The organism is Mesorhizobium sp. M0960 (assembly GCF_040319055.1).
Taxonomy (GTDB): Bacteria; Pseudomonadota; Alphaproteobacteria; order Rhizobiales; family Rhizobiaceae; genus Mesorhizobium.
The window spans coordinates 42,222-65,101 of the sequence record NZ_JAMYNN010000012.1 but is presented as its reverse complement, the minus strand read 5'-3'; the positions used below and the strand labels follow the sequence as shown (position 1 = coordinate 65,101).

Here is a 22,880-nt window from a genome sequence, read left to right as displayed (position 1 = left end):
ATTCGCACAACAAGGAGACCAGACATGATCAAAACACTTCTCTGCGCCGCGCTCACCGCCGCTTCCGTCACCGCAGCAATGGCCAATGACGCCGCCAGTGTGAAGCTTGTCTACGACCAGGCCCTTCCAAACGTGCCCGGCAAGAGCATGAAAGCCGTGCTCGTCGAGTACGCGCCGGGGGGTACGTCGCCGGCCCATACCCATCCCAAATCCGCGTTCATCTATGCCACGGTCCTGGAGGGAGCGATCCGAAGCCAGGTCAACGATGGGCCGGTGAAGACTTATAGCGCCGGCGAGAGTTTCTCGGAATTCCCGGGCGACCGTCATGCCGTCAGCGAAAACGCCAGCAAGACGGAAGGCGCTCGTCTGCTTGCTATTTTCGTCGTCGACACCAGCGAGACGGAACTGACGACGAACGCGAAATGAAATCGTGGCCCTCCGGACCATCGGGGCATATGCGAAGGGACGGTCAGTGACATGAATTCGATCGCCAGCCGCACACTTGCGGGGATTTCGGTCCCCGATACACCGCTTGTCGGCCGAGCGATCGAACATGCTCGCGAGCGATGTGAACCTTACTTGTTCAACCACGTGGTCCGATCCTGACTTTTCGCGGCCCGGATCGGACAGATTCAGAATATCCAGCACGACGCGGAGGTTGTTGCCGTTGCAACTCTGTTGCATGACGTCACGCTCAATGAGGACTTCGCCGGGCCGCGCCGTTTCGAAGTGGAAGGCGCCGATCTCGCCCGCACCTTCGTTCGGGAAGGCGGCTTCGACGAGCGGCGCGCCCAATTGATCTGGGACAGCATCGCCCTCAACTCGACGCCGTCGATCGGCCTCTACAAGGAGGCTGAGGTGGCGCTTTGCACAGCCGGCATCTGCCTCGATGTCGTCGGCTTGCAATACAGCCTCGTTTCGTCAGCCGAGATTGCAAAGATCATCGGTGAGTTTCCACGCCTCCAAATGAAGCGACGGATGGCCCGATGCTTTTGCCATATCGCCGAGGTCAGGCCGGAAACCACCTACGACAACTTTGCCCGGGACTTCGGCGAGCGCTTTGTTTCAGGCTACAAGGCGACTTCGGCAGTTGATCTTGTGATGGCCGCTCCCTTCGAAGAGTGAGCGCAGTTTCGATCCAGGTTCTATCGACACCGGTCGGTTCAGCCTCGCCCTTCAAGTGACCCAAACGCCGCGCACCTGTCGCATGCCTGCGGCAAAGCGAATTGCCGAGGGCAGCGTTCAGGGTGCCAATTTCCACCGCTTCCTATACTTCGGTTTAGGCGCCCCAAACCGATCGAATGGCAATACATATCATCGGCACGATAGCAACAGTTTGGCTCACCGGTCATTCTTACGATGCAATGGATTGCAAACACCTCAAGGAGATAAGTAATGAATATTGCAGCGTCACCGGTCGCTCCGAAAGGAAAAGCCGTCGCCCAACGCGCGAGTTATGCGGAGCAGTCGCCGGAACTTCTGAAGAAATTTATTGAATTTCTTGGTGAGACGCGAGAGGGGTCGATCGAAGAACCGATCCGCGACCTTGTTGCCGTCCGAGCCGCGCAACTGAACGGGTGCACCTTCTGCCTCGATATGCACGTCAAACAGGCGAAGATTCATGGCGAGCGCGAACTGCGCCTTTACCACCTGGCAGCCTGGCGGGATTCGACCCTGTTCCTTCCTCGCGAGCGTGCAGCCTTGGCATGGACGGAAGTCTTGACCAAGCTGCCCGAGCAGGGTGTCCCGGACGAGATCTACGATCGGGTCAGGTCGCAGCTTTCCGAGAAGGAAATCTCCGATCTGACCTTCGTCGTCATGGCGGTCAATTCTTGGAACCGTCTGAACATCGGCTTCAAACCGGTCCCGGGCTCGGGGGATGCGAAGTTTGGCCTGAGCAAAGCAGCGCTAAGCTAATCTTTGGAATGGGTCAGAATGGCGCTTGTTTTCGCGCCATTCTGACCGGCCAGGCAAAGGCGCCGACCTCGGCGACCAAACCCTGGAACCGATCCCAGCCTCCCGGCCGCGGCCGCGAGGCGCTCTCAGGAGGGCGTCATGCGCATTGACAGTCTGCATCCAGTAATATCGGCCCGTCTCATGGTGATCGACGTCGACGCTCCACTCCGCAGTGCAGCACTCTCACTTTCCAGGCCCGCAATAGGCCTGGTCGTGGTGTGCCACGGCAGTGGGGAGGCGGCAGGCGTGCTGAGCAAGTCCGACCTTGTCCGCCATCTAGCGAATTCAGGGCCAACAGAAGCGCCGATTGCGGCATTGATGAGCCGGTCCATCGTGTCCTGTGGTCCCGATGATGATCTTCATTCAGTCTGGCAGACCATGGCCGCGCAAGGCCTGCAGAATGTGCCGGTGCTCGGGGCTGACTCGAAACCGCTAGGCGTCCTCGATATCCGTGATGCGATGAAGGCGCTCTTCAAACAAGAGGAACTGCAGGAACGGCTGCTTGCCAACTACATCAGCGGGATCGGCTATCAATAGATCATGGTCTCGCGTTTGGATATACAGAAGTATGTATCGGAGTCTTCTTAGACATAATGGATAATAAATACCATAAATTATAGTGTATTGAAGCAAATAGGTGTCGGCTGAGCCAACGGGGTAATGAAATGTTTCGTCCGGACATAAAAGAAGATGTCTTCGACAGCCCGTCCGATGGTCCTGGAAGTGGTATGTCCGTGCAAATGTCGACGGCCGGCATCGTCCATGACCTGGGCAATCTCATTCAGGTCGCCTCGTCGGCGTTGAACCACCTGGCCCGCGATCCGAGCATCCAAGCGGCTCCGGCGCTTGGGCCTGTAGTTGCCGGCGCCAAAACGGCTTTGGAACGGGCTGGTGGCCTTGTCCGGCAAACCATCAGCCTGGCCCGAGAGAGCCCCGCGGAAATCGAATACACAAACGTAGGTGCTTGCCTGGCTGAGATCGAAACCCTCGTGCGGAGCGCCTTGGATGCCAATTTCGGTCTTGAGCTTCGGGTTGGATCGGACCTGCCTTTGGTGAGATGCGATCGCCTTGGATTGCAAAATGCGGTTCTGAATCTTCTGTTCAACGCGCGCGATGCAATGCCTGACGGCGGCTTCATCTCGATCGATGCCGGCTTGGCCTCTGAAAGCTCTACCGCCGGTCAGGTAGATATCCGTGTCGCGGACAGCGGTATCGGGATGACCAGCGAGACGATGGTCTGCGCCTTCGATCCGTTCTTCACCACCAAAAGCGAAGGCCTCGGCGGCGTCGGTTTGCCGATGGTGAAGCGCTTTGCCGAGCAGTCAGGCGGAAGCATCGATATTCAGAGCACACTTGGGGCAGGCACGACCGTCACTCTGCGGTTGCCCGCGGTGCGATAGCGGCCGGCCAATCTCCCTCCGGTGACAAACGTGACATACAATCGAGAGATAAAGATGGATGCACAAGTCGTTGAAAACGTCGAACAGGACCGTTTCGAGCTGCCGATCGCCGGCGATATGTTTGCGGCGGCCTACTATCGGCTCGAGGGCGGGAAGGTCGCGCTGATACACACCGAAGTCCCGTCGGAATTTTCCGGACAAGGGATCGCGTCGCGATTGGCGCAGGGCACCTTCGAGCTGCTCCGCAAAACCGGCCGTAAAGCGATCTTGAAATGTCCCTTCATGAGCCGCTTTTTCGCCAAGCACCCGGACTATGCAGATGTCGTCGACGGCTAGTCAGGGCACGAATGTTGAGGGTTTCCCAGGGATCTATCCTAATGCACGACGAGTATGATTTGCAGAGGTTCGTCAGCGCACAGGATCCGGTCTACGACGACGCGCTGGCTATTCTCCGTCAAGGAATGATGTGCACTCCCTATATGGAGTTCATCTTCCCAAGGTTGGCCACCAGGCGAAGCGGTACTGCGCCTGAGCCATATTCAATCACATCGCTCGACGAAGCCAGCGCTTATCTCTCATTTCCGATCCTAGGAGGCTGTTATCGGGAATGTGTTGGCACCCTGCAGCGGCTCTCCGGCCTAAGCGCTCGCGCTGTCTTCGGTGAGGTTGATGCGAAGAAGTTGCACGCGTCCCTCACGCTGTTTTCCGAAGCAAGCAACGACGAGTTCCTGCTCGAGACAATCTCCGACGTCTGGTTCGACGGTTTGCTCGACGAGGAAACGATGAACGATCTCTACTTGATATCGTAGTGGTCTGCCTACGCCACCGGCGTAAAGCTGTCGCGGCGCTGAGGTCACCATCCGCTGCCTTATCCCTCACACGCTGCGATCTGGCAGAGGCATGAACTCGTGGTCTCCCGGCACGCCGGAGAAGCGGCGTTCGCGCCAATCCGCCTTTGCCTGCTCGATCCGTTCGGCTGAAGAGGAGACGAAGTTCCAATAGATATGACGTGGCTCGGAAAAGGGCTCGCCTCCTATCAGCATCAGCCTCGCCGCATGGAAGGCAGGCGCCTGGAGCACAATCTCAGCGCCGGGCGCCAGAGCTATCAATTCGGCCTCATGAAACGTCCCGAACTGGCCGACAATTCCAACCTCACCGGCGACGATGTAGATTGCACGCTCACGGTGTTCGGGTTTCACCTGGTATCGCGCACCGCTCGTGAGCACAATTTCGGCATAGACCATGTCGGAGAACGTCCTTACCGGCGAGACCAACCCGTCGGACGCGCCGGCGATCAACGTAAGCTCGACGCCGTCGGCACAGATCCTGGGTATTTCGGGAGCGCCAAAATGTGCGACGTCGGCGGCAATTTCTTCATAGCGGGAGGGGAGGGCGATCCAAGCCTGAGCGCCGAAGAGATTGCTTCCCGACGCCCGGACTTCCGGTGGCGTGCGCTCGGAATGGACGATGCCCGACCCGGCCGTCATCCAGTTGACCTCGCCAGGACGGATGGTCTGCACTTTACCGAAATTGTCGCGGTGGACGATCTCGCCGTCGATCAGGTAGGTCACGGCCGCAACGCCGATATGCGGATGCGGTCCCATATCGAAACCGTGACCTGCGTCGAATATAGCGGGGCCGAAATGGTCGAACAGGATGAAGGGCCCGATCATCAGGCGATTCGAGGAGGGCAATACGCGCCTTATCTTCAGTCCGTCGGCAAAATCACGGATAGCCGGCTGGATGATTGTATCGATGCCTGTGATATCGCTTTGGCGGATGGTCATGGATCTCTGTCCTTCTGCATGCCTTGTCAGCCAGGTGCTCGAACGCGCTTGAACGGAGCGGCGCGAAAGACTGTCTGAATGGCTTTGAGGAGCGCGAATTTGGAGCTCGCGTGGTTCTGTCCGGCGATGCCGCTTTCATTAAGAGCCGACACCCTCTTCGACAGGATCGCCGCAAGATCTTCAGCCATTTCGGGCCTTTCGTGCAGCAGCGGCGCAAAGCTTTCCTGGTCTATCTCGTAAACCTCGACGGGGGTCATTGCCCGCAAACTCGACATCTCGCCAATGCCGGCGAGCAAGCCGGTCTCGCCGAAGAAATCGCCGGGTGCAAGCCGGCCGATCTCCTGCAGGTGAGCATCGTCCTCGCCAATTTGCCGGACGATAACTCCCGTCCGTACGATCATGAGCGACGGCAGCATCTCTCCCCGTCGTGCGATGATCTCGCCCTTATGGTAGGTGCGAACCGAGGCCGCTGCGGCGAGCGACTCCTGCTCGGTATCCGTTAGCGCCGAGAATACCGGTATGGACCTGATGAGTTCGATCGGGGTGAAGCTTTGGGAGGCTGCCTTCTCGTCGCTCAGCCGGTTGGTCATGGCAATCGAAGCCGAAAGTGGCTCCGCCAGCAGCATGCCGGTCGACTTTGAATGGCGATAAATGAGATCGAAGATTTCGTTCCGAGCGGCACTTCGCTGGTCAAGATTTGCGACGCGAAAAAACAACTCGATCTCGATAGCTGCCGCATCCAGGCTTCTGATTGTGACCAAAGGCGAAGGGTCCTGGAGGATTGAATTGCAGCTCAGCAAGACGGTGCGCATGAGGTCTACGATGATCGCCGGCGTCTTCGTTGGCGCCATCTTGACGGTTACGGCAAGTCCATGGCTCTCGTCCGGACCGCTTAGATTTGTTACCCCGATCTTGGCGAGAAGGCTGTTCGGAAGCGCGACGACATTGTGGGTCGGGGTCAGGAGTTGGGTCGACCGCCAGTTGGTCTCGACAACGCGGCCTTCGGTTCCGTCGCTCAGAATGATCCAGTTTCCAAGTACGTAAGGGCGGCCGAGGTTAAGCGCGATCCCCGAAAATACGTCACCGAGCGTATTCTGGAGCGCCAGTCCCAGGATGACGGCAAACACCCCGGACGTGGCAATGAGCGTTCCGACCGGCACCGCAAAGACGAACGCCAGGATCGACAGGAACATTCCAGCATAGACGATACCGACCACGACGTCCTGCAGGAGACGTGCCTCGCGCGGCTTTCGCTCAAAAACGAGATAGATACGGACAAATCCGATTAGCGCCCAGGCAAGGTGAACCCACCAGAGCAGCTTGACCGAGCCCATGAGGATCGCTCCTCCGGTTGTCTCGTTGTCCCCTGCGGCCTCGTATGGCACGACGCGCAGGTCGAGAACCATGGCCGACATCGCGAGGAAAAAGCTGAGTTGGACGACCAGCTTCGCATTGGCGAAGCGTCTGGGGATGAGGGTCCAAACGACGATCCCGGCGAGGCCGAGCAACACGATGTAGACCAGAGGAGAGTTCCACCAGTTCATGAACGATCACCGCCATTCACAGTTCAATGTTTGGCCTCCGGCCCGGCGATCGGGCCTCGGCCGCTGGCCTTGTCTTTTTCGAGAACTGCTTCGGTGATCGAATTCGGCAGCCGTCGCGGCTTTTCGATCAGCCCGAGCACCGGCATGGCGATGATGAAGAACGCAAAATAGTAAAGCGTCGCCAGTTGGGACATGACGACGTAGGCGCCTTCCGCCGGTCGGGAGCCGAGCCAGCCGAGAAAGAGGGAATTGGCAACGAACAGCCAGAAGAGCACCCTGTACCAGGGCCGGTAGACCGCCGAGCGCACCTTCGAGGTGTCGAGCCACGGCACCAGGAACAGCACCGCGATCGAGCCGAACATCGCGAGCACGCCGCCGAGCTTGGAATCGATCGGCCCGATATTGAAGGTGATGGCCCGCAGGATCGCGTAAAACGGCAAGAAGTACCATTCCGGCACGATGTGGGCCGGCGTCTTCAGCGGATTGGCGATCGTGTTGTTGTCGGGATGGCCGAGATAGTTCGGCAGGTAGAAGACGAAGTAGGCGAAGAAGAACAGGAACACGAGGATGCCGAAGGCATCTTTTACGGTGGCATAGGGCGTGAAATCCACGACATCGGTTTTCGATTTGACCTCGATGCCGGTCGGATTGTTCTGGCCGACGACGTGAAGCGCCCAGATATGCAAGGTCACCACGCCCGCAAGCACAAATGGCAGCAGGTAATGCAGCGCAAAGAAGCGGTTCAGCGTCGGATTGTCGACCGCGAACCCGCCGAGCAAAAGCTGCTGGAGCCAGTCGCCGATCAGTGGGACGGCCGTGAAGAAGTTGGTGATGACAGTAGCGCCCCAGAACGACATCTGTCCCCAAGGCAGCACGTAGCCCATGAAGGCCGTCGCCATCATCAGCAGGAGATTGGTGCAACCGAGCACCCACAGCAGCTCACGCGGCGCCTTATACGAACCATAGTAGAGCCCGCGGCAGATATGGATGTAGACGGCAATGAAGAAGAACGACGCGCCGTTGGAATGGAGATAGCGCAGCAGCCAGCCCGAATTCACGTCGCGCATGATCTCCTCGACTGAATTGAAGGCCAGCCCCGTATCAGGAGCGTAATGCATGGCCAGCACGATGCCGGTCAGGATCTGTGAAACCAGCATGATCGTGAGAATGCCGCCGAACGTATAGGCGTAGTTCAGGTTGCGCGGGACGGGATAGACGATGAAGCTGTCGTGCACCAGCCGCGGCAGCGGCAGGCGGGCATCGAACCAGCGTTCGATTCTGGTTTTGGGCGTATAGGTCGAGTGTTTGTCGCTCATCGAAATGCCCTCCTGCCTCAGCCGATACGGATCTTGGTGTCGGAGACGAACTGGAACACCGGTACCGCCATGTTCTCGGGTGCCGGCCCCTTCCGGATGCGGCCGGCGGTGTCGTATTGAGAGCCGTGACAAGGGCAGAGCCAGCCGTCGAAATCGCCTTCCTGACCATGCGGGATGCAGCCGAGATGGGTGCAGACCTGGACCATCACCATCCAGGCCTCCTTGCCTGGCATGGTGCGATTGGCGTCGGTCGCTGGCGCGTCGGCCGGCAGGTTGGCGTTGCGGGCAATTGGATCCTTGAGCTCGGCGAGATTGACTGCCTCGGCGTCCTCCTCTCCTTTTTCGGTGCGGTTGCGCACGACCACCGGCTTGCCGTGCCAGTCGACGATCAGCCACGTTCCCGGCCTCAGCGAGGAGACGTCGACCTCGATCGCGGCGGGCGCCTCGACGCGCAATGCGTGCTCGGCTGTGGAGGTATCGGAAAGATCGGCCATGATGGCGACTCCTATTGTTGGAAGCTGCTGCATCGCGTTGATGGCAATCGAGCAAAGCAGGCCACGGCCTTCGCCTTTCGAGTCTGCTCATGTCGCGCGGAATATGCCGGCCGTGGCCGGGTGTGAGCCATCGTGCCAAGGGCACGTGCGTCCAATACTTTCGTTTATGATTTCCTGAGCGAAGGACTGGCCGGCTGGCGATGACGCCATCATGGAAGGTTCTGAATTCCTCCAGGTAACCGTTGGCCACTGGGCTGGGATACCGTCCGGCATTGCGCACGGCGATCCCGAACTTCAGCCCGATCATACCTCGGCATAGGCACGCCTAGCTGTCGGGGTCGTAGTCGTCGTCCCCGCCAAGTGCGAGTTTTTGGAGCAGTTGTCTCGCGTGGCGCTGGGCAGGTTTTCGCCTGGCGACGACCAATTGCGGAACTCAATCGGGGTTCAGAAAGGGAAAACGGTGAAACTCTACTACAGCCCTCTCGCCTGTAGCCTGGCGGACCACATCGCATTGGAAGAGGCGGGTGTTTCCTTCGAGCGCGAAAGCGTGAACCTCAAAACCAAACGAACGAGCTCCGGGGATGATTTCACCACCGTCACGCGCAAGGGCTATGTTCCAGCCCTCGTGCTGGATAGCGGCGAAGCGCTGACGGAAAATATCGCAGTCCTCGACTGGATTGCGTCACAATACCCGGCACTGGGAGTGGCGGGGCCGTTGGGCCGTACCCGCCTTCTCGAAGCGCTGGCCTACGTCTCAACTGAAATACACCGAAGCTTCAAGCCGATGTGGCACCAAAGCAGCGATGCCGAAAAGGCCAAGGCGAGCGCGGCGATTACGAGCCAACTCGAGTTCTTCGCTGACGGGCTCGAGACCGACTATCTGTTCGGCGACAAACCCAGCGTGGCGGATTTTTATCTTTTCGTGATGCTGCTTTGGGCGGCCCGCTTCCACGTCCCTGTTCCCGCGCCTTTGCAAGCGCTTCGCGCCCGAATGGCTGCGCGACCGGCCGTGCGCATCGCAATGGATCGTGAGGGCCTCGTCTAAAAGCCGAGGGTGGCTCCGAGCATAAGATCAGACGCAATATATCCTCTCACCCCAACAAAGATCAGGAGTCATTCTCATGCTGCCGTTTCTGCGGATGCTACATCCAGCCGCTTCCAAGCGCGGGGACGGCCTACGTCTCGAATTTCTCAGGAGGGAAATCGAGGAAACGCTGGACCTTACCGGCATCCGGTCAGAATTCGCCGCACTGCCTCCTGGCCGAGCGGTTACAATCCTGGATTCGTCGCAGTCACCGTCGGAATAGGCGCAATATTTCCTGTCGGCCGATACGGCGGCGGGTTCTGGTCGCTCCCGCTTGTTGGTCATCATAGAGGCTTCATCATGAATGCGAATAAAGCTCCCGAGACGGTCGATCATCGCCGCCGACGCATTGTTGGTGCAACGGCAATGACGTTCGCCGCCACCGAACTCGGCTTGAACGCACCGGCAGCCACTTGGACGGTCGAGGCGAAGGCATCCGCGATGCAACCCAGGCAGAAATCATTCGGCTCGCTCAGCCAGGTCAATGCCGGAAAGCTGAGCGTCGGATATGCGGAGCTAGGGCCCGCCGAAGGTGCCCCAGTGATCCTGCTTCATGGCTGGCCTTATGACATTCACACTTACACCGACGTCGCTCGCCTGCTTGCCGCAAAGGGGCACCGCGTGATTGTGCCCTACCTGCGCGGCTACGGCACTACGCGATTTTTGTCGGACGAGACGATGCGCAATGGCCAGCAGTCGGCGCTCGCCGCGGATGCGATCGCGCTGATGGATGCGCTGGGGATCGAAAAGGCCACGATCGCCGGCTGCGACTGGGGCGCCCGAACGGCCAATGTCGTTGCCGCGCTCTGGCCGGAGCGTTGCAAGGCGATCGTCTCGGTGAGCGGCTATCTAATCGGAAATCAGCAGGTCGGCGTGGTGCCGCTGCCACCGGAGGTGGAGCTTCAATGGTGGTATCAGTATTACTTCGCCACGGATCGCGGCCGCGCCGGCTACGAGAAATACACGCGCGATTTCGCCAAACTCATCTGGAAACTCGCTTCGCCGCAGTGGCATTTCGACGATGACACCTTCCAGCGCAGCGCCGCAGCCCTGGACAACCCGGATCACGTCAGCATCGTCATTCACAATTACCGCTGGAGGCTCGGCCTGGCACATGGCGAGCCGGAATATGACGTTCTGGAAAACCGGCTGGCCGAAGCTCCCGTGATCACAGTGCCGACCATTACCCTTGAGGGTGATGCCAATGGTGCACCCCATCCCGACAGCAGTTCCTACGCCAAGAAATTCTCGGGCAAATACACGCACCGGATCATCATCGGCGGTATCGGCCACAACTTGCCTCAAGAAGCCCCGCAAGCCTTTGCCCAGGCTGTCATCGACGTCAGCGAATACTGATCAGGCAAGCTGAGTGAGCTGCTGATGCCTGCGCTGGATGGGTGGCGAGGACATGATGGTTGCGCATTTGCGCTGAACGTCGAGGCGAGGCGCTGGTCCACATCGATGTTGCGCTTGACTCGTTCATATTATCCGTAATAAATCATACATATTGCCTCGAAAAAAGACGGCAGGTCTGGGAGGACCAATGAAAATCACGGCCATCAAGGCGCGCGTCTGCAATGCGGAAATGCGCAACTGGGTCTTCGTTCGCGTCGAAACCGACGAGCCCGGGCTGTTTGGCTGGGGTGAGGCAACGCTGGAATGGAAGACCCGAGCCGTCGTTGGGGCGCTTCAGGACCTTGAGGCCCTGCTCATCGGGCAAGATCCGCGCAATGTGGAGCAGTGCTACCAGATACTTACGCGGCACGGCTTTTGGCGTCTTGGCGTCGAGGGAATGTCCGCCGTCAGCGGCATCGAGATCGCGCTCTGGGACATATTGGGCAAGTCGTTGGGCGTCCCCGTCTGGCGCCTTTTGGGCGGTCGGGTCCGCGACTATCTGCGCACCTATACGCATCTCGGCCTCGGGGACATGAAGGCGGTCTATGAGACCGGATCCGCGGATACCATCGTGGAACGCGGACGCATCGTGACGCAAGCAGGCTACGATGCGGTCAAGGTCGTCTGCATTCCCTACACCCACTACGTGTCTCCTGCGAAGGCAGTCGATTCTGTTGCCAACATGGTTGGCTCACTTCGCGAGGCGGTAGGCCCGGATATCGACATCATGATCGATTTCCACGGACGCCCTGCATCGGTTAACGCGGCGATGGATTACCTCAAGGCAATCGAGCCGGCCCGCATCATGTTCGCGGAAGAGCCCGTTCCACCCGAAGATGTTGCCGGACTGTCGCACATTACGGCGCGATCGGCCGTGCCGATCGCTTCCGGCGAGCGGCTGATTGGACGTCGCGAATTCACGCACTCGATCGCAGCCCGCGCCTTCAACATTGCCCAGCCTGATATTTGCCACACTGGCGGTCTGCTCGAGACAAAGAAGATCGCGGCCATGGCGGAAACCGCAGGCATCGGCCTTGCGCCGCACAACCCGCTCGGTCCGATCGCCGGTGTGGCTGCTCTTCATTTCGGCATATCGACCCCAAACGTTGTCATTCAGGAGGAGATGTCCGGTGCCGTCGCCTGGTACGACGATGTCGTTACCTGGCCAATTCGGCGCAAGCCAGGCCGCTGGGATCTGCCCGAACTGCCGGGCCTTGGCGTCACCGTCAATGAGGACGTTATCGCGCGCCACCCCTTCAAGCAGGAAGTGCTGCATGCCCGCAACGCCGTCATGCCGGACGGCACCGTGGTCGACTGGTGAATGCAATGGCAGGCCGGCTGCAAGGAAAGATCGCAATCGTCACAGGCGCCGGCCAAGGCATCGGTGCCGCCACCGCCCGGGCTTTTGCGATGCATGGGGCAAAGACCGTCATTGCCGAACTGAATGCGGCAAGCGGCAAAGCGATCGCCGACGAACTGCGTGTCGGAGGCGCCGACGTATCGTTCGTCGAGACGGATGTCACGGACGCATCCGCGGTCGCGGACATGGTCGCCCGCACGATCACGAGCTATGGCGGCGTCGACGTTCTCGTCAACAATGCCGGTGCCAACGTCTTCTACGAACCACTGGCGATGCCGGATGAGGAATGGGACCGCTGTCTCAAGCTAGACCTCCAGGCCGCATGGTTCTGCGCCAAGGCAGTCTTGCCGACGATGCTGGCGAAGGGCTCGGGGTCTATCGTCAACATAGCGAGCTGTCACGCGTTCCAGATCATTCCCCATACATTCCCGTATCCGGTCGCCAAGCATGCACTTTTGGGCCTGACCCGTTCGCTGGCCATCGAATATGCCGCGCGCGGTATCCGGGTGAACGCGATCGCCCCCGGCTATATCGAGACGCCGATCGCGGAAGCCTACTGGAACACATTCCCGAACCCCGCCGAGGAGAAGCGGCGAGCCTACGACCTTCATCCGCCCAAGCGCATTGGCCGGCCGGACGAGGTTGCAATGACGGCGGTTTTCCTCGCTTCGGACGAAGCGCCGTTCATAAATGCCGAGACGATCACCATCGATGGTGGGCGCTCGGTTCTCTACCACGACTAGCAACGACCATCGAGCTCTCAGGGAGGATCTTCATGAAAACCACAACAAAGGCTTTGGCGACATTTGCGGTATTGGCTGCCGGACTGATGAGTGGCGCAGCAAGCGCAGACGACATCAAGATCGGCTACATCAACAAGATGGGAGACCATCCATGGTTTGTCGCCGAAGTCGGCGGCGCCAAGAAAGCGGCCGAGGCGGCAGGGGCTGCGTTCGTGTCGCAGGACGTTCAGTTCGACGCCAATTTGACGATCACGACCTTCGATACGATGGTCGGCGATGGCGTAAAAGGCATCGCCATTGTCGTCCCCGACAAGGCGCTGGGACCGGTCATCGCCGAGAAAGCAAAGGCCGCAAAAATTCCCTTGGTGGCGGTCGATGACGACATCTACTACGAGGACGGCACTCAGGTCCCCTATGTCGGCATGAATGCCTACAACATCGGTGCGCGGGTGGGCGAAGAACTTGCCAAGCTCTACAAGGCCGACGGCTGGGCCGGCAAAGAGGTGCGCATCGCCTCGATCGAGGACCGCAAAGCGGATACCTGCATGCAGCGCAACAAGGGCGCGGAAGAAGCATTCCTGAAGGCGGTGCCCGATTTCAAGCCGGGCAATATCGTTCGCGTCTCCTACGACAACACGATGGTCAACGCCATCGACGTGATGACCACCACATTGACGGCCAATCCCAGCGTCACGAACTGGATATTCTATTCATGCAACGATGATGGCGTGCTGGGTGGTGCGCGAGCCCTGGAGAATGCGGGCTATACCCCAGACCAGGGCATGGGGATCGGCATCGACGGGAGCCGCGCTTGTGACGCCTTCGGATCCGGAAAGCCCTCGGCGTTCCGTGGTACGATGTGGCTCAATTCGGAAAATCATGGCGCGCTGGCGGTGAAGATTCTCTTGGCCTCCATCAAGGACGGAACGAAGCTTCCCGTTCAGTCCTTCACGGACCCGGAATACATCACCGCCGACAATTTTGCGTCGGACTATAAAGCCAAGCTCTGCCACTGAACCGGCCACGCGTCATGCGCCGCAAGGCGCATGACGCTCAAATCGGCAGTTCGTCAGCGGGCACACGCCACCGACACGGGATCGCTTCTCGGGAGTGAGCTTTGATGCAATCGGATTTCTTCTCGCTCGACAGGATATCGAAGCGCTTCGGCATCGTGCAGGCCCTCGACAATGTCTCGATTGCCTTTCGGCCAGGAGAGGTGCTCGCCCTGGTTGGCGAGAATGGGGCCGGCAAATCGACAATGATGCGAATTCTCGAGGGCGTGTTCGCACCGGACACCGGCACCGTGCTGCATGGCTCCACGCCGATCGTTTTCAGCGAACCGCGCGACAGCCACAGAGCCGGAATACGCGTCATCCATCAGGAGCCGGAGATCGTTCCGAACCTGACCGTGGCCGAGAACATTTTCGTCGGCGAACTGCCGCGGCTGGCAGGCGTCCTGCTCGACTGGCATAGGCTCGAGGAGCAGACCGACAAGGTGCTTGCGACCTTCGGCATGCAGCAGGATATGCGGCCGCGTCAACTCTGCAGCACGCTCGGTCCGGCGCAGCGTCAGATGATCGAAATCATGCGCGCCATACGGGCCGGCGGTCGGCTGATCGCATTCGATGAGCCGACCTCGTCGCTGACCGACGACGAAGCGCGCCGTCTGTTTTCAGTAATTCGGCGGCTGCGCGAAGAGGGCACTTCGATCGTCTACATCTCTCACAGGCTGAACGAGGTCATCGACCTTGCGGATCGCATTGTCGTTTTGCGGGACGGCCGGCTGGTCGACGATTCCCGCGCGGCCGGTGCCAGCGAGCAGACCATAGCCAAACTCATGGTCGGCCGTGACATCGCCGATCTGTTTACGCGCGAGACGTGGCAATCGGGGCAACCATTGCTGGAGGTGACGGGCTTGACCACCGACCACGTCACCGATGTGAGCCTCAAGGTCCGCTGCGGCGAGGTGCTCGGCATTGCCGGCCTTATGGGTGCGGGTCGATCCGAGTTGGCAAAGGCGATTGTCGGCTATGATCGGCGCCTCGACGGAACCATAACGATGAGTGGCGTGCCTGTTGGCCCCAACAGTCCGCATGCAGCGATCGTGGCAGGCATCGGCTTCGCCCCCGAGGACCGCAAGCACGAGGCCCTGCTGCTGTTCCGAAGCATTCTTGACAATGCCTCGCTTTGCGTGCCCGACAAGACGTCGAGCTTCGGCTTCTTCAACCGGCGCAAGGCACTGGAGATCGTCTCACCGCTTGCAGCAAAGATGTCGATCAAGACACCTAATCTCGACGAACAGGTTTCGAAATTGTCGGGTGGCAATCAACAGAAGGTCGTTCTCGCGCGCTGGCTTGCGCGGCAGCCGATGCTTCTCATCCTCGACGAGCCGACCCGCGGCATCGACATCGGCGCCAAGGCGGAAATCTATCGCCTGATCGATGAACTCGCCGCAAGCGGCATCGGCATAATCCTGATTTCCTCGGAAATGCCCGAACTGATCGGGCTCGCCGACAGGGTGCTTGTCATGGCTGGAGGCCGGATCACGGCCGAACTTTCCCGCCCAGACATCGATGAGGCCACGATCCTGAAGCACGCCATGCCGCAATCTGTAGCATCGCTCGGAGGACAAATTCAGTGAACAGCCTTGAGCTCAGGACAGCAACAACACAAACCGGCAAAAGACGCCCTTCCTTGCGCATGGCAGAGCGCATCGGCATTCACAACATAAGCCTCCTGGTTGCTCTCGCCATTCTCGTGCTCATTTTCGGCACTCTGAGAGGCGACGTGTTCTTCTCGAGCCGAAACCTGCTGAACATCGGTCTGGGCATTACCATCCTGGGCGTCCTGGCGATGAGCCAGACCGTGGTCATCGTCGCCGGCGGGCTTGATATTGCCGTCGGCGCAATCGTCGGTCTGACCACAGTATCGACGGCAATGGCCATCCAGGCGACCGGATCGCCGGCAGCGGGCATTCTTGCCGGCCTGGTCCTGGGTGGTCTTGCCGGCCTCGTGAACGGCATCATCATCACCTACGGGCGGGTCAACGCTGTCATCGCGACTCTCGGTACGATGGCGATCTTCCGCGGCATCGCGTTCATCATATCCGATGGGCAATCGATCGCGATTTTCAGCGACACTTTCCGCTTCATTGGGATCGGACGAATCCTCGGCCTGCCTCTGCTGATCTGGATTCTTTTGCTGACCGCGATCGTGTTCCATCTCTTCCTTGCCCGCTCGATCGTTGGCCGCAACATCTATGCCCTGGGCGGCAATCCCGTTGTTGCGCGCTTCTCCGGCATCAACATCAACCGCTACCGTGTCGGCATCTACATCATGAGTGGAGTGGCGGCCGGATTGGCCGGGATTCTGTTGGCTGCCCGTACCGGCTCGGGGCAGCCCGTATCCGGATCCCAAGGCCTGGAACTCGAGGCCATCACAGCGGCCGTTCTGGGTGGCTGCGCCTTGCAGGGCGGTAAGGGCACGATCGTCGGCGCACTACTGGGCGTCGCCATCATTGGTGTCCTCAACAACGGAATGATACTGACGTCCGTGCCAACCTTCTATCAGTTGCTTGCCAAGGGCTCGCTGCTGATACTTGCTGTGGTAATTGCCGAGTACCACTTGAACAGGACATGACGATGGACACGGCGATCGCTTCGACTGGCCAAGGCAAGCAGGACATTCCTGCCGCAGATGGCGCCACGTCATCGCTCAAGGATCGCATCGCACGCGATCTCGGACAGCGAATCCTCGCCGGCTCCTACGCGCAGCACTCCGTCTTGCCGACGGAAGCTGAACTTTGCGTTATCTACGGGGCGAGCCGCACGGCGCTTCGCGATGCTCTTCTGACGCTTTCGGCGAAAGGATTGATCGAGGCACGCAAGCGGGCCGGGACGCGTGTGCGCGTGTCGAGCGAATGGAACAGGCTGGATGCACAGGTTCTGGAATGGATGCGCGATATCGAGCCCGATCTCGATTTCGTCCGCGGATTGATCGAGGCGCGGCTGATCATTGAACCCGCGGCCGCCCACCTTGCGGCCAAGACGGCGACGTCAGGCGATCTCGCAGTCATCGAAGCCGCCTATGAGGCCATGCGCATTGCTCCGCAGGACGACCTTGCTGCGTGTCTCGATGCCGACGTCAGGTTTCATACCGCCATCCTTCGTGCCAGCCGCAACCCGGTGTTCGCCAATCTCGGCAATATGCTTGCTGCCGCCCTCAGCTTCTCCTTCCGATTGACCACATCGGCCACCGCTAATTACCAGCAGACGCTGAGCGCGCATGGCGACGTGCTGGAGGCAATCCGGATGCGCAGGGCCGACGACGCTCACGATCAGATGAAGGCGCTCATCGGGATCGCGTCGAACGACCTCCTTGCAGTGGCTCGCAAAGGCCGCCATCCACAGCCGATCGCCGCTGCCAAGGCCGATACCGTCTGAAACTGATGGTCCGAACGATCAAAATCGGAAGCGGAGACCTGTCCGCTGAAATCGTCCCGTCGCTTGGGGCAGGTCTTGCGAGACTGGACCATGGGCGCTTGCCGATCTTCAGGCCTTGGCCAAACGGCGGGAGCAGCAACCCATTCGACCTTGCCTGCAACCTGCTTTTGCCGTGGTCGAATCGCATCTCGGGCGGCGGATTCACATTCGACTCCAAATTCCACGAACTGCCTGCCAATGTTGCAGGCGAGCCATTTCCCGTTCACGGCAATGGATTTTCGAGCGAGTGGGACGTCGACAGCGTGGCGCAAGACAACGCAAAGCTGTCCCTTATCAGCAAAGGACCCGGCCCATACCGATATCGCGCCGATGTGAGCTACGCGCTAGCCAGACAAGGGCTCGAGCTGAAGCTTCGCATCGTCAATCGGGCCTCGGTCAGGCTGCCGTTCGGGCTTGGTATCCATCCATGGTTCCCGAGAACGGCACGGACCGCGCTTCATGCGCCGGCCTCGCAGGTTTGTCTCGAACTGCCCAGCCATCTCCCCGAACGGTTTGTGGATGTCAAAACCCGTCCCGATTGGGATTTCGGCGCCCCGGCCGTATTGCCGAGCGGATGGATAAACAATCTGTTTGCCGGCTGGGACGGCGTCGCTACCATATCGTGGCCGGAGCACAGTTGCAGCCTGCGGATTGAAGCTTCGTCGCCCTTGAACTTCTACCTGGTCTATTCGCCATCGGACGAGAGCGACTTCTTCTGTTTTGAACCGGTCAGTCATGCGGTCGATGCTCACAATCGTGGTTCGATCGACAAATGGAATGGACTGTCGGTGCTTGGCCCTGGCGAGAGTCTGGCAGCCCGTTGCAGCTTCGCCGTCAATTAGACGGACCTCTGCGGCGCCCTCGAGTTGGCGTATGTCGGTGTCGGCCAGCATGTCCGGTTAGCCGGCTTTTCGTCCAAAGTGAGCTTGGGAAGAGGGAACTCCGGCGACCGGGAACCCGTGAGCCCGTTCGACGTTTGCCGGATGTCGCTGCGCAGTTTGTCTGCTTGACGGCACGGTACGGGCCTACTCCGAATGTACCTGGCAGATTGGATCAATGACAGATGTTGACCCAAAGGAATTCGTGCTCGCAGGCATCGTCATGAAGCGACTGGTCTCCGGCGAACAGACGGGAGGCTTGTTGAGTCTCTTCGAAAACCGAAGCGACGGGCAGACGAAAACACCAATCCATGTTCACGCGAATGACGACGAGACAGTCTACGTCATCGAAGGGCAGTTGGCCGCAATTGTGGCCGGCGAGGTCCGAACGCTCTCGCCCGGTGAGAGCATGTTTTTGAAGCGCGGCATCCCGCACCAGCTCGTGAATCCCGGCAACCAGCCCGTTCGCTACATCCTGATAGACACGCCAAGTGTGTTCGAGCAGTTCCTCGCCGAAGGTGGCCATGAACTCGGCAAGGGAGAGGTGGTCGGGCCGCCGACGCCTGCCGATATCGAGCGGCTCAAAGCAGCCGCGCCGAAATTTGGGATTACGCTTCTGCAAGACTGGCCAGCAAGAGAGTAAACGGTTTGGTGATAGCGGCTTGGATCGGCCGCTAAAGCCGATCCTTGCCCGAGAAACCACCATTGGCTAGCCATCCGCAATCCAATCCGAGAGGCTGCGGGCAAAACTTCGCGGCACGATGAGTTCGCACGCGGCCTCGCCGGTGCGCAGGAAGAGCACGGAGACATGATGGAAGGATGTCTGCACGGCGCGGCCCGGAGCGGCGGCCGGCGCGTGCCAGTCGACGGTAATGCAGCCGGACAGAAGCCTTGCGATGTCAGGGCCGGCCATTTTCAAACGAACACGACCTTCGCCGAGGGGAACAGAACAGCCGAGATCGGGGTCGACGGAAAGCGCGGGCGCTTGCGTGCCTTCGTCGAGAACCAGCCAGAGGCGGCGAGGTGCAATGCGGATGATTAGAAGCCCCTTGTGGCGAACGGTCTCTCCGACCGAAGCGGGAAGTTTCGTGCCGAGCGACGCCGAGACGCTCTTTTCGAATTGTCTCAGTGTCCCGTCCCAGCCCTCGATCTGGATAAGCGGACAATCGGCCACGGATAGGCTGAAATCCCGAGAAGAGGTCAAGCTAGCCATGCAGCCGTTCTCCCTGTGGATCGAGGAATACTGGCGAGACAATGCGGGCGCGAACTGTTTCGGCCTTCATCGGATAGACCGCCACGACCTCGCTTCCTTCTGCCGCGACATCGCCGGCAAGCAGGGCCAGCCCGACATAATGGCCGCGCTCGGGGCTGAAAGTGACGGAGGTGATGCGACCGCGCCCATGGCCATAGGGTTTCTCATCCGGCAGGAACAGGATGGCGCCGCCGCGCAGGCGTTTTCCGTCCTCGATGCATTCCAGTCCGACCAGGCGCTGCCGGTTGGGCGCGTGGAGGGCAGGGCGCCGTCGCAGGACGTCGCCGACGAAGCCGCTGCGCTTGCCGGCCATGCGGCCGAGGCCGAGATCGTCGAGCGTCGTGCGTCCATCGATTTCAGGTCCGGCGACATGGCTCTTTTCGACGCGCAGCGCACCTAGCGCCTCGACGCCGTAAGGCTTCAGGTCGAATGGTCTGCCGGCTTCGAGCAGACGGCTCCAGAGCTGTTCACCGGCAGTGGCGCCGGTATAGACTTCGTAAGCGCGCTCGCCGGAATAACTGAGACGTAGGATGCGGAGCGCACGGCCCCCCCATCCGCTTTCGAGTAGTCCCATATGCGAAAGCGCCGCGTCGGAAACGTCGAGAGCGGGAAACGCTGCATTCAGGATCGCGCGGCTGTTAGGCCCGGCAACCGACATCGCCGCCCATTCGTCGCTGACCGAAGTGACGGCCACGCGCAAATCCGGCCAGGCCGTGTCGAGCAGGAATTCGAGACGCGACAGCACATCGGCGGCCTTGGCGGTCGAAGTGGTCATGAAGAACCGGTTTTCCGCCAGCCGCGTCGTGGTGCCGTCGTCGAAGACGATGCCGTCGTCGCGCAGCATGACGCCGTAGCGGGCGCGGCCGACCGCCAGCTTGGCAAAGCCGTTGGCGTAGACGCGGTCGAGGAAGATTGCCGCATCCGGGCCTTGGACGTCGATCTTGCCGAGCGTGGAGATGTCCATCAGCCCCGCGGCCTGACGTACATTCCGCATTTCGGCGACATAGGCTTCATTCACGTCATGTCCGGACTGCCGGTAGAAATAGGGCCGCATCCAGAGCCCCACCTCGAGCATCTCGGCGCCGTTGGCCATGTGCCAGTCGTGCATTGGCGTGCGGCGGATCGGCTTGAAATGATGGCCGATGGCGCGCCCGGCAAGCGCCCCGATGGCAACCGGCGTATAGGGCGGGCGGAAGGTCGTGACGCCGGTCTCGGGAATCGTTGCGTTGCGCAGCGCCGCCATCGCGGCAAGCGCCGGAAAATTGCTGGTCTTGCCTTGATCGGTACCCATGCCGAGCGTGGTGTAGCGCTTCAGATGCTCGACCGATTCATAGCCCTCGCGATGGGCGAGTTCGATATCCCTCGTCGTCACATCCATCTGAAAATCGACGAAGGCTTTTCCATGTCCGACGGAAGGCGCTTCGCGAAGTAGCGTCGTGGCGGTGTCGCCGAGATCGAGTTTGGCCGGAGCGGGAACCGGCGCCGACTTGCCGCCGGAGGCTGCCGCGTCGATGCCGGCGCGATGACCGTCCTCGATGGCATCGGCAGTTGCATAGGCCCCAATCATCGCGCCGGCACCTAGCCGGCCGGCCGGAAACGCGCCGGGCACGAAGCCGCCGATATCGTCGCGATAGACAGGTTTGACACCGAGGTGCGAGGTGAGATGCACGGTTGGCGACCAGCCGCCGGACACGCAGACCAGGTCGCAGGCGGCCGAGGACTGGCCCTCCGGCCCGTTGAGCGTTACGTGCCTGACGGCATGGCCGCCGTGCAGGTCGACGATCCGCGTCCCGGCTCGTATCATTACGCCGAGCCGTGCGGCTTCCGCGGCAAGTGCTGCGGGCGGGACTGCGCGCAGATCCGCAACCGTCACCTCCGCGCCGGCTGCGGCATAGTCGAAGGCGGTGCGCCAGGCACCGTCATTGGTGGTGGCGACAATGATTTTCTTGCCCGGCAGGACAGCGAAACGGTTGAGATAGGTCCGGGCGGCTGAGGCAAGCAGGACGCCGGGCCGGTCATTGTTCGAGAACACCATCGGTCGCTCGATGGCGCCAGTGGCGAAAACGATCGAGCGGGCGCGCAGCATGGTGACCGTTTGCCGCGCCTCGCCGTTCGGCTTCGGACCGGTTGGATCGCGCTGTTCGACCAGCCCGATGACATTGCCGTCATAGCTGCCGAAAGCGGTTGTCCGCTTCATCAGCACGACGGTTTCGAAGCCCTTCAACTCGGCCTCGGCCTGCCTCAACCATGCGGCCGCTGCGCTGTCGGACGGTTCCGCCAGAAGCTGGCCGCCAAGCAGGAAATCCTGCTCGATCAGCGCGACCCGCGCCCCGGCCGCGGCGGCTGCCCGCGCTGCTGACAGTCCCGCCGGGCCGCCGCCGACAATTGCGACATCGGCGAAAGCATGACGAACCTCGTAGCGGTCGGGATCCGGGCCGGTGCCGGCTCTGCCCAGACCGGCCGCCTTGCGGATAAAGTGCTCGTAGAACATCCAGGCGCGGCGCGTCGGGCCCATGAAGGTCTTGTAGTAGAAGCCGGCGGACAGAAACGGCGCCAACAGCCCGTTGACGCTTTGTACGTCGAAGGCCAGCGATGGCCAGCGATTCTGGCTTTCCACGTCCATGCTGTTGGCGAGTTCCAGTGTCGTCGCCGGCAGGTTCGGCTCGCGCCTGCCTGCGGTCCCGAGCGTAACCAGCGCATTCGGTTCCTCCGGCCCGGCGGAAAAGATGCCGCGCGGGCGATGATATTTGAAGCTGCGCCCGACGAGAGTGACGCCGTTGGCGAGCAGCGCGGAGGCAAGGGTGTCGCCGCGATATCCAATCAGCTTGCGGCCGTCGAAGGTGAAATCGAGCGGCACCTCGCGACTGATACGGCCACCCACCGGCAGGCGTTTGCGGTTCGAACTCATGCCGGTGATTTCCTGAGAGTTGATTTCCTGGCGAAGTCGACTGATGCGACGGCATGGTTGCGGGTGTCGCGTTCGACCACCAGCCATTGCCGGCAACCGGTCACGTGCTGCCAGTATTCACGGTGCGGGCCGGCCGGGTTTGTCCTGATATAGACGTAACGGTACCAGGCCTCCGGATCGGGATCGTCATGGGCCGGACGCGTGACCGAGGCATCGCCGCCGTAGCGGAACTCGTCATGGTCGCGCGGGCCGCAGCAGGGGCATTCGATGCGCAGCATTTTG

Annotated in this window: 24 protein-coding genes; 17 read left to right on the top strand and 7 right to left on the bottom strand. The window is 60.5% G+C overall.

Translation table 11 applies throughout. The annotated features are described in order from the left end of the window. Nucleotides 1-24: 24 nt before the first annotated feature. The 7 genes from NKH63_RS20870 (at nucleotide 25) to NKH63_RS20840 (ending at nucleotide 4,165) form a co-directional block, all read left to right on the top strand. Nucleotides 25-426, top strand: a complete 402-nt coding sequence (locus NKH63_RS20870; protein WP_352483841.1) for a cupin domain-containing protein — start codon at nucleotides 25-27, stop codon at nucleotides 424-426. A 252-nt stretch (nucleotides 427-678) separates the two neighbouring features. Beyond that, nucleotides 679-1,125: a hypothetical protein gene (locus NKH63_RS20865; protein WP_352918620.1), complete on the top strand. Its 447-nt coding sequence runs from the start codon at nucleotides 679-681 to the stop codon at nucleotides 1,123-1,125. Between the two features lie 270 nt (nucleotides 1,126-1,395). Beyond that, complete coding sequence (locus tag NKH63_RS20860) at nucleotides 1,396-1,917, top strand: carboxymuconolactone decarboxylase family protein (protein WP_352918619.1); 522 nt, start codon at nucleotides 1,396-1,398, stop codon at nucleotides 1,915-1,917. A gap of 138 nt (nucleotides 1,918-2,055) precedes the next feature. Beyond that, on the top strand, nucleotides 2,056-2,493 hold the full coding sequence (locus NKH63_RS20855) for a CBS domain-containing protein (protein WP_352483844.1): 438 nt from the start codon (nucleotides 2,056-2,058) through the stop codon (nucleotides 2,491-2,493). 128 nt (nucleotides 2,494-2,621) lie between these two features. Further along, nucleotides 2,622-3,356 carry a sensor histidine kinase gene (locus NKH63_RS20850; RefSeq protein WP_023716997.1) on the top strand — a complete coding sequence of 245 codons (735 nt, stop codon included), beginning with the start codon at nucleotides 2,622-2,624 and terminating at the stop codon, nucleotides 3,354-3,356. Nucleotides 3,357-3,410: 54 nt separating this feature from the next. Next, the gene (locus NKH63_RS20845; RefSeq protein ID WP_352483845.1) at nucleotides 3,411-3,692 is read left to right on the top strand and encodes a GNAT family N-acetyltransferase; all 282 of its coding nucleotides are present in this window, start codon (nucleotides 3,411-3,413) and stop codon (nucleotides 3,690-3,692) included. Between the two features lie 41 nt (nucleotides 3,693-3,733). After that, a complete protein-coding gene (locus NKH63_RS20840) occupies nucleotides 3,734-4,165 on the top strand; it encodes a DUF1810 domain-containing protein (protein WP_352918618.1) in 432 nt (143 codons plus the stop codon). 66 nt (nucleotides 4,166-4,231) lie between these two features. Here the strand turns inward: NKH63_RS20840 and NKH63_RS20835 are convergent, their stop codons facing one another. Genes NKH63_RS20835 through petA form a run of 4 tightly spaced genes read right to left on the bottom strand, consistent with a single transcriptional unit; the run spans nucleotide 4,232 to nucleotide 8,497 of the window. Then, nucleotides 4,232-5,143: a pirin family protein gene (locus tag NKH63_RS20835; RefSeq protein WP_023717000.1), complete on the bottom strand. Its 912-nt coding sequence runs from the start codon at nucleotides 5,141-5,143 to the stop codon at nucleotides 4,232-4,234. Between the two features lie 26 nt (nucleotides 5,144-5,169). Further along, nucleotides 5,170-6,687 carry a mechanosensitive ion channel family protein gene (locus NKH63_RS20830; protein ID WP_023717001.1) on the bottom strand — a complete coding sequence of 506 codons (1,518 nt, stop codon included), beginning with the start codon at nucleotides 6,685-6,687 and terminating at the stop codon, nucleotides 5,170-5,172. 23 nt (nucleotides 6,688-6,710) lie between these two features. Next, nucleotides 6,711-8,003 carry a cytochrome b gene (locus NKH63_RS20825; RefSeq protein ID WP_352918617.1) on the bottom strand — a complete coding sequence of 431 codons (1,293 nt, stop codon included), beginning with the start codon at nucleotides 8,001-8,003 and terminating at the stop codon, nucleotides 6,711-6,713. Nucleotides 8,004-8,020: 17 nt separating this feature from the next. Beyond that, entirely contained in the window at nucleotides 8,021-8,497 is a 477-nt protein-coding gene (gene petA, locus NKH63_RS20820) for a ubiquinol-cytochrome c reductase iron-sulfur subunit (protein ID WP_352918615.1), read from the bottom strand. Between the two features lie 460 nt (nucleotides 8,498-8,957). Here petA and NKH63_RS20815 point away from each other — a divergent pair, with 460 nt between their 5' ends. The 10 genes from NKH63_RS20815 (at nucleotide 8,958) to NKH63_RS20770 (ending at nucleotide 19,081) form a co-directional block, all read left to right on the top strand. After that, complete coding sequence (locus NKH63_RS20815) at nucleotides 8,958-9,542, top strand: glutathione binding-like protein (RefSeq protein WP_352918613.1); 585 nt, start codon at nucleotides 8,958-8,960, stop codon at nucleotides 9,540-9,542. Nucleotides 9,543-9,881: 339 nt separating this feature from the next. After that, the gene (locus tag NKH63_RS20810; RefSeq protein WP_352918611.1) at nucleotides 9,882-10,937 is read left to right on the top strand and encodes an alpha/beta fold hydrolase; all 1,056 of its coding nucleotides are present in this window, start codon (nucleotides 9,882-9,884) and stop codon (nucleotides 10,935-10,937) included. A gap of 187 nt (nucleotides 10,938-11,124) precedes the next feature. Further along, nucleotides 11,125-12,297: a galactonate dehydratase gene (dgoD, locus tag NKH63_RS20805; protein ID WP_352918609.1), complete on the top strand. Its 1,173-nt coding sequence runs from the start codon at nucleotides 11,125-11,127 to the stop codon at nucleotides 12,295-12,297. A 5-nt stretch (nucleotides 12,298-12,302) separates the two neighbouring features. Next, entirely contained in the window at nucleotides 12,303-13,079 is a 777-nt protein-coding gene (locus tag NKH63_RS20800; protein ID WP_023717008.1) for an SDR family oxidoreductase, read from the top strand. Nucleotides 13,080-13,111: 32 nt separating this feature from the next. Then, nucleotides 13,112-14,095 (top strand): substrate-binding domain-containing protein, encoded by a 984-nt coding sequence (locus tag NKH63_RS20795; RefSeq protein ID WP_352918607.1) that lies wholly within the window; start codon nucleotides 13,112-13,114, stop codon nucleotides 14,093-14,095. Nucleotides 14,096-14,199: 104 nt separating this feature from the next. Beyond that, nucleotides 14,200-15,720, top strand: coding sequence for a sugar ABC transporter ATP-binding protein (locus tag NKH63_RS20790; RefSeq protein WP_352639175.1), 1,521 nt, complete (start codon nucleotides 14,200-14,202; stop codon nucleotides 15,718-15,720). After that, entirely contained in the window at nucleotides 15,717-16,718 is a 1,002-nt protein-coding gene (locus NKH63_RS20785) for an ABC transporter permease (protein WP_023717011.1), read from the top strand. Before NKH63_RS20790 ends, NKH63_RS20785 begins: the two co-directional genes overlap by 4 nt. Before the next feature lie 2 nt (nucleotides 16,719-16,720). Beyond that, nucleotides 16,721-17,521: a FadR/GntR family transcriptional regulator gene (locus tag NKH63_RS20780; protein WP_352918605.1), complete on the top strand. Its 801-nt coding sequence runs from the start codon at nucleotides 16,721-16,723 to the stop codon at nucleotides 17,519-17,521. A 5-nt stretch (nucleotides 17,522-17,526) separates the two neighbouring features. Next, a complete protein-coding gene (locus NKH63_RS20775; protein ID WP_352918603.1) occupies nucleotides 17,527-18,402 on the top strand; it encodes an aldose 1-epimerase in 876 nt (291 codons plus the stop codon). Between the two features lie 214 nt (nucleotides 18,403-18,616). Next, the gene (locus NKH63_RS20770; protein WP_023717014.1) at nucleotides 18,617-19,081 is read left to right on the top strand and encodes a cupin domain-containing protein; all 465 of its coding nucleotides are present in this window, start codon (nucleotides 18,617-18,619) and stop codon (nucleotides 19,079-19,081) included. A 66-nt stretch (nucleotides 19,082-19,147) separates the two neighbouring features. Here the strand turns inward: NKH63_RS20770 and NKH63_RS20765 are convergent, their stop codons facing one another. Genes NKH63_RS20765 through NKH63_RS20755 form a run of 3 tightly spaced genes read right to left on the bottom strand, consistent with a single transcriptional unit; the run spans nucleotide 19,148 to nucleotide 22,876 of the window. Further along, nucleotides 19,148-19,651: a sarcosine oxidase subunit gamma family protein gene (locus NKH63_RS20765; RefSeq protein ID WP_023717015.1), complete on the bottom strand. Its 504-nt coding sequence runs from the start codon at nucleotides 19,649-19,651 to the stop codon at nucleotides 19,148-19,150. Further along, a complete protein-coding gene (locus tag NKH63_RS20760; RefSeq protein WP_352918601.1) occupies nucleotides 19,644-22,598 on the bottom strand; it encodes a sarcosine oxidase subunit alpha family protein in 2,955 nt (984 codons plus the stop codon). Before NKH63_RS20760 ends, NKH63_RS20765 begins: the two co-directional genes overlap by 8 nt. Beyond that, on the bottom strand, nucleotides 22,595-22,876 hold the full coding sequence (locus NKH63_RS20755; protein ID WP_023717017.1) for a sarcosine oxidase subunit delta: 282 nt from the start codon (nucleotides 22,874-22,876) through the stop codon (nucleotides 22,595-22,597). Before NKH63_RS20755 ends, NKH63_RS20760 begins: the two co-directional genes overlap by 4 nt. Between the last annotated feature and the right edge of the window lie 4 nt (nucleotides 22,877-22,880).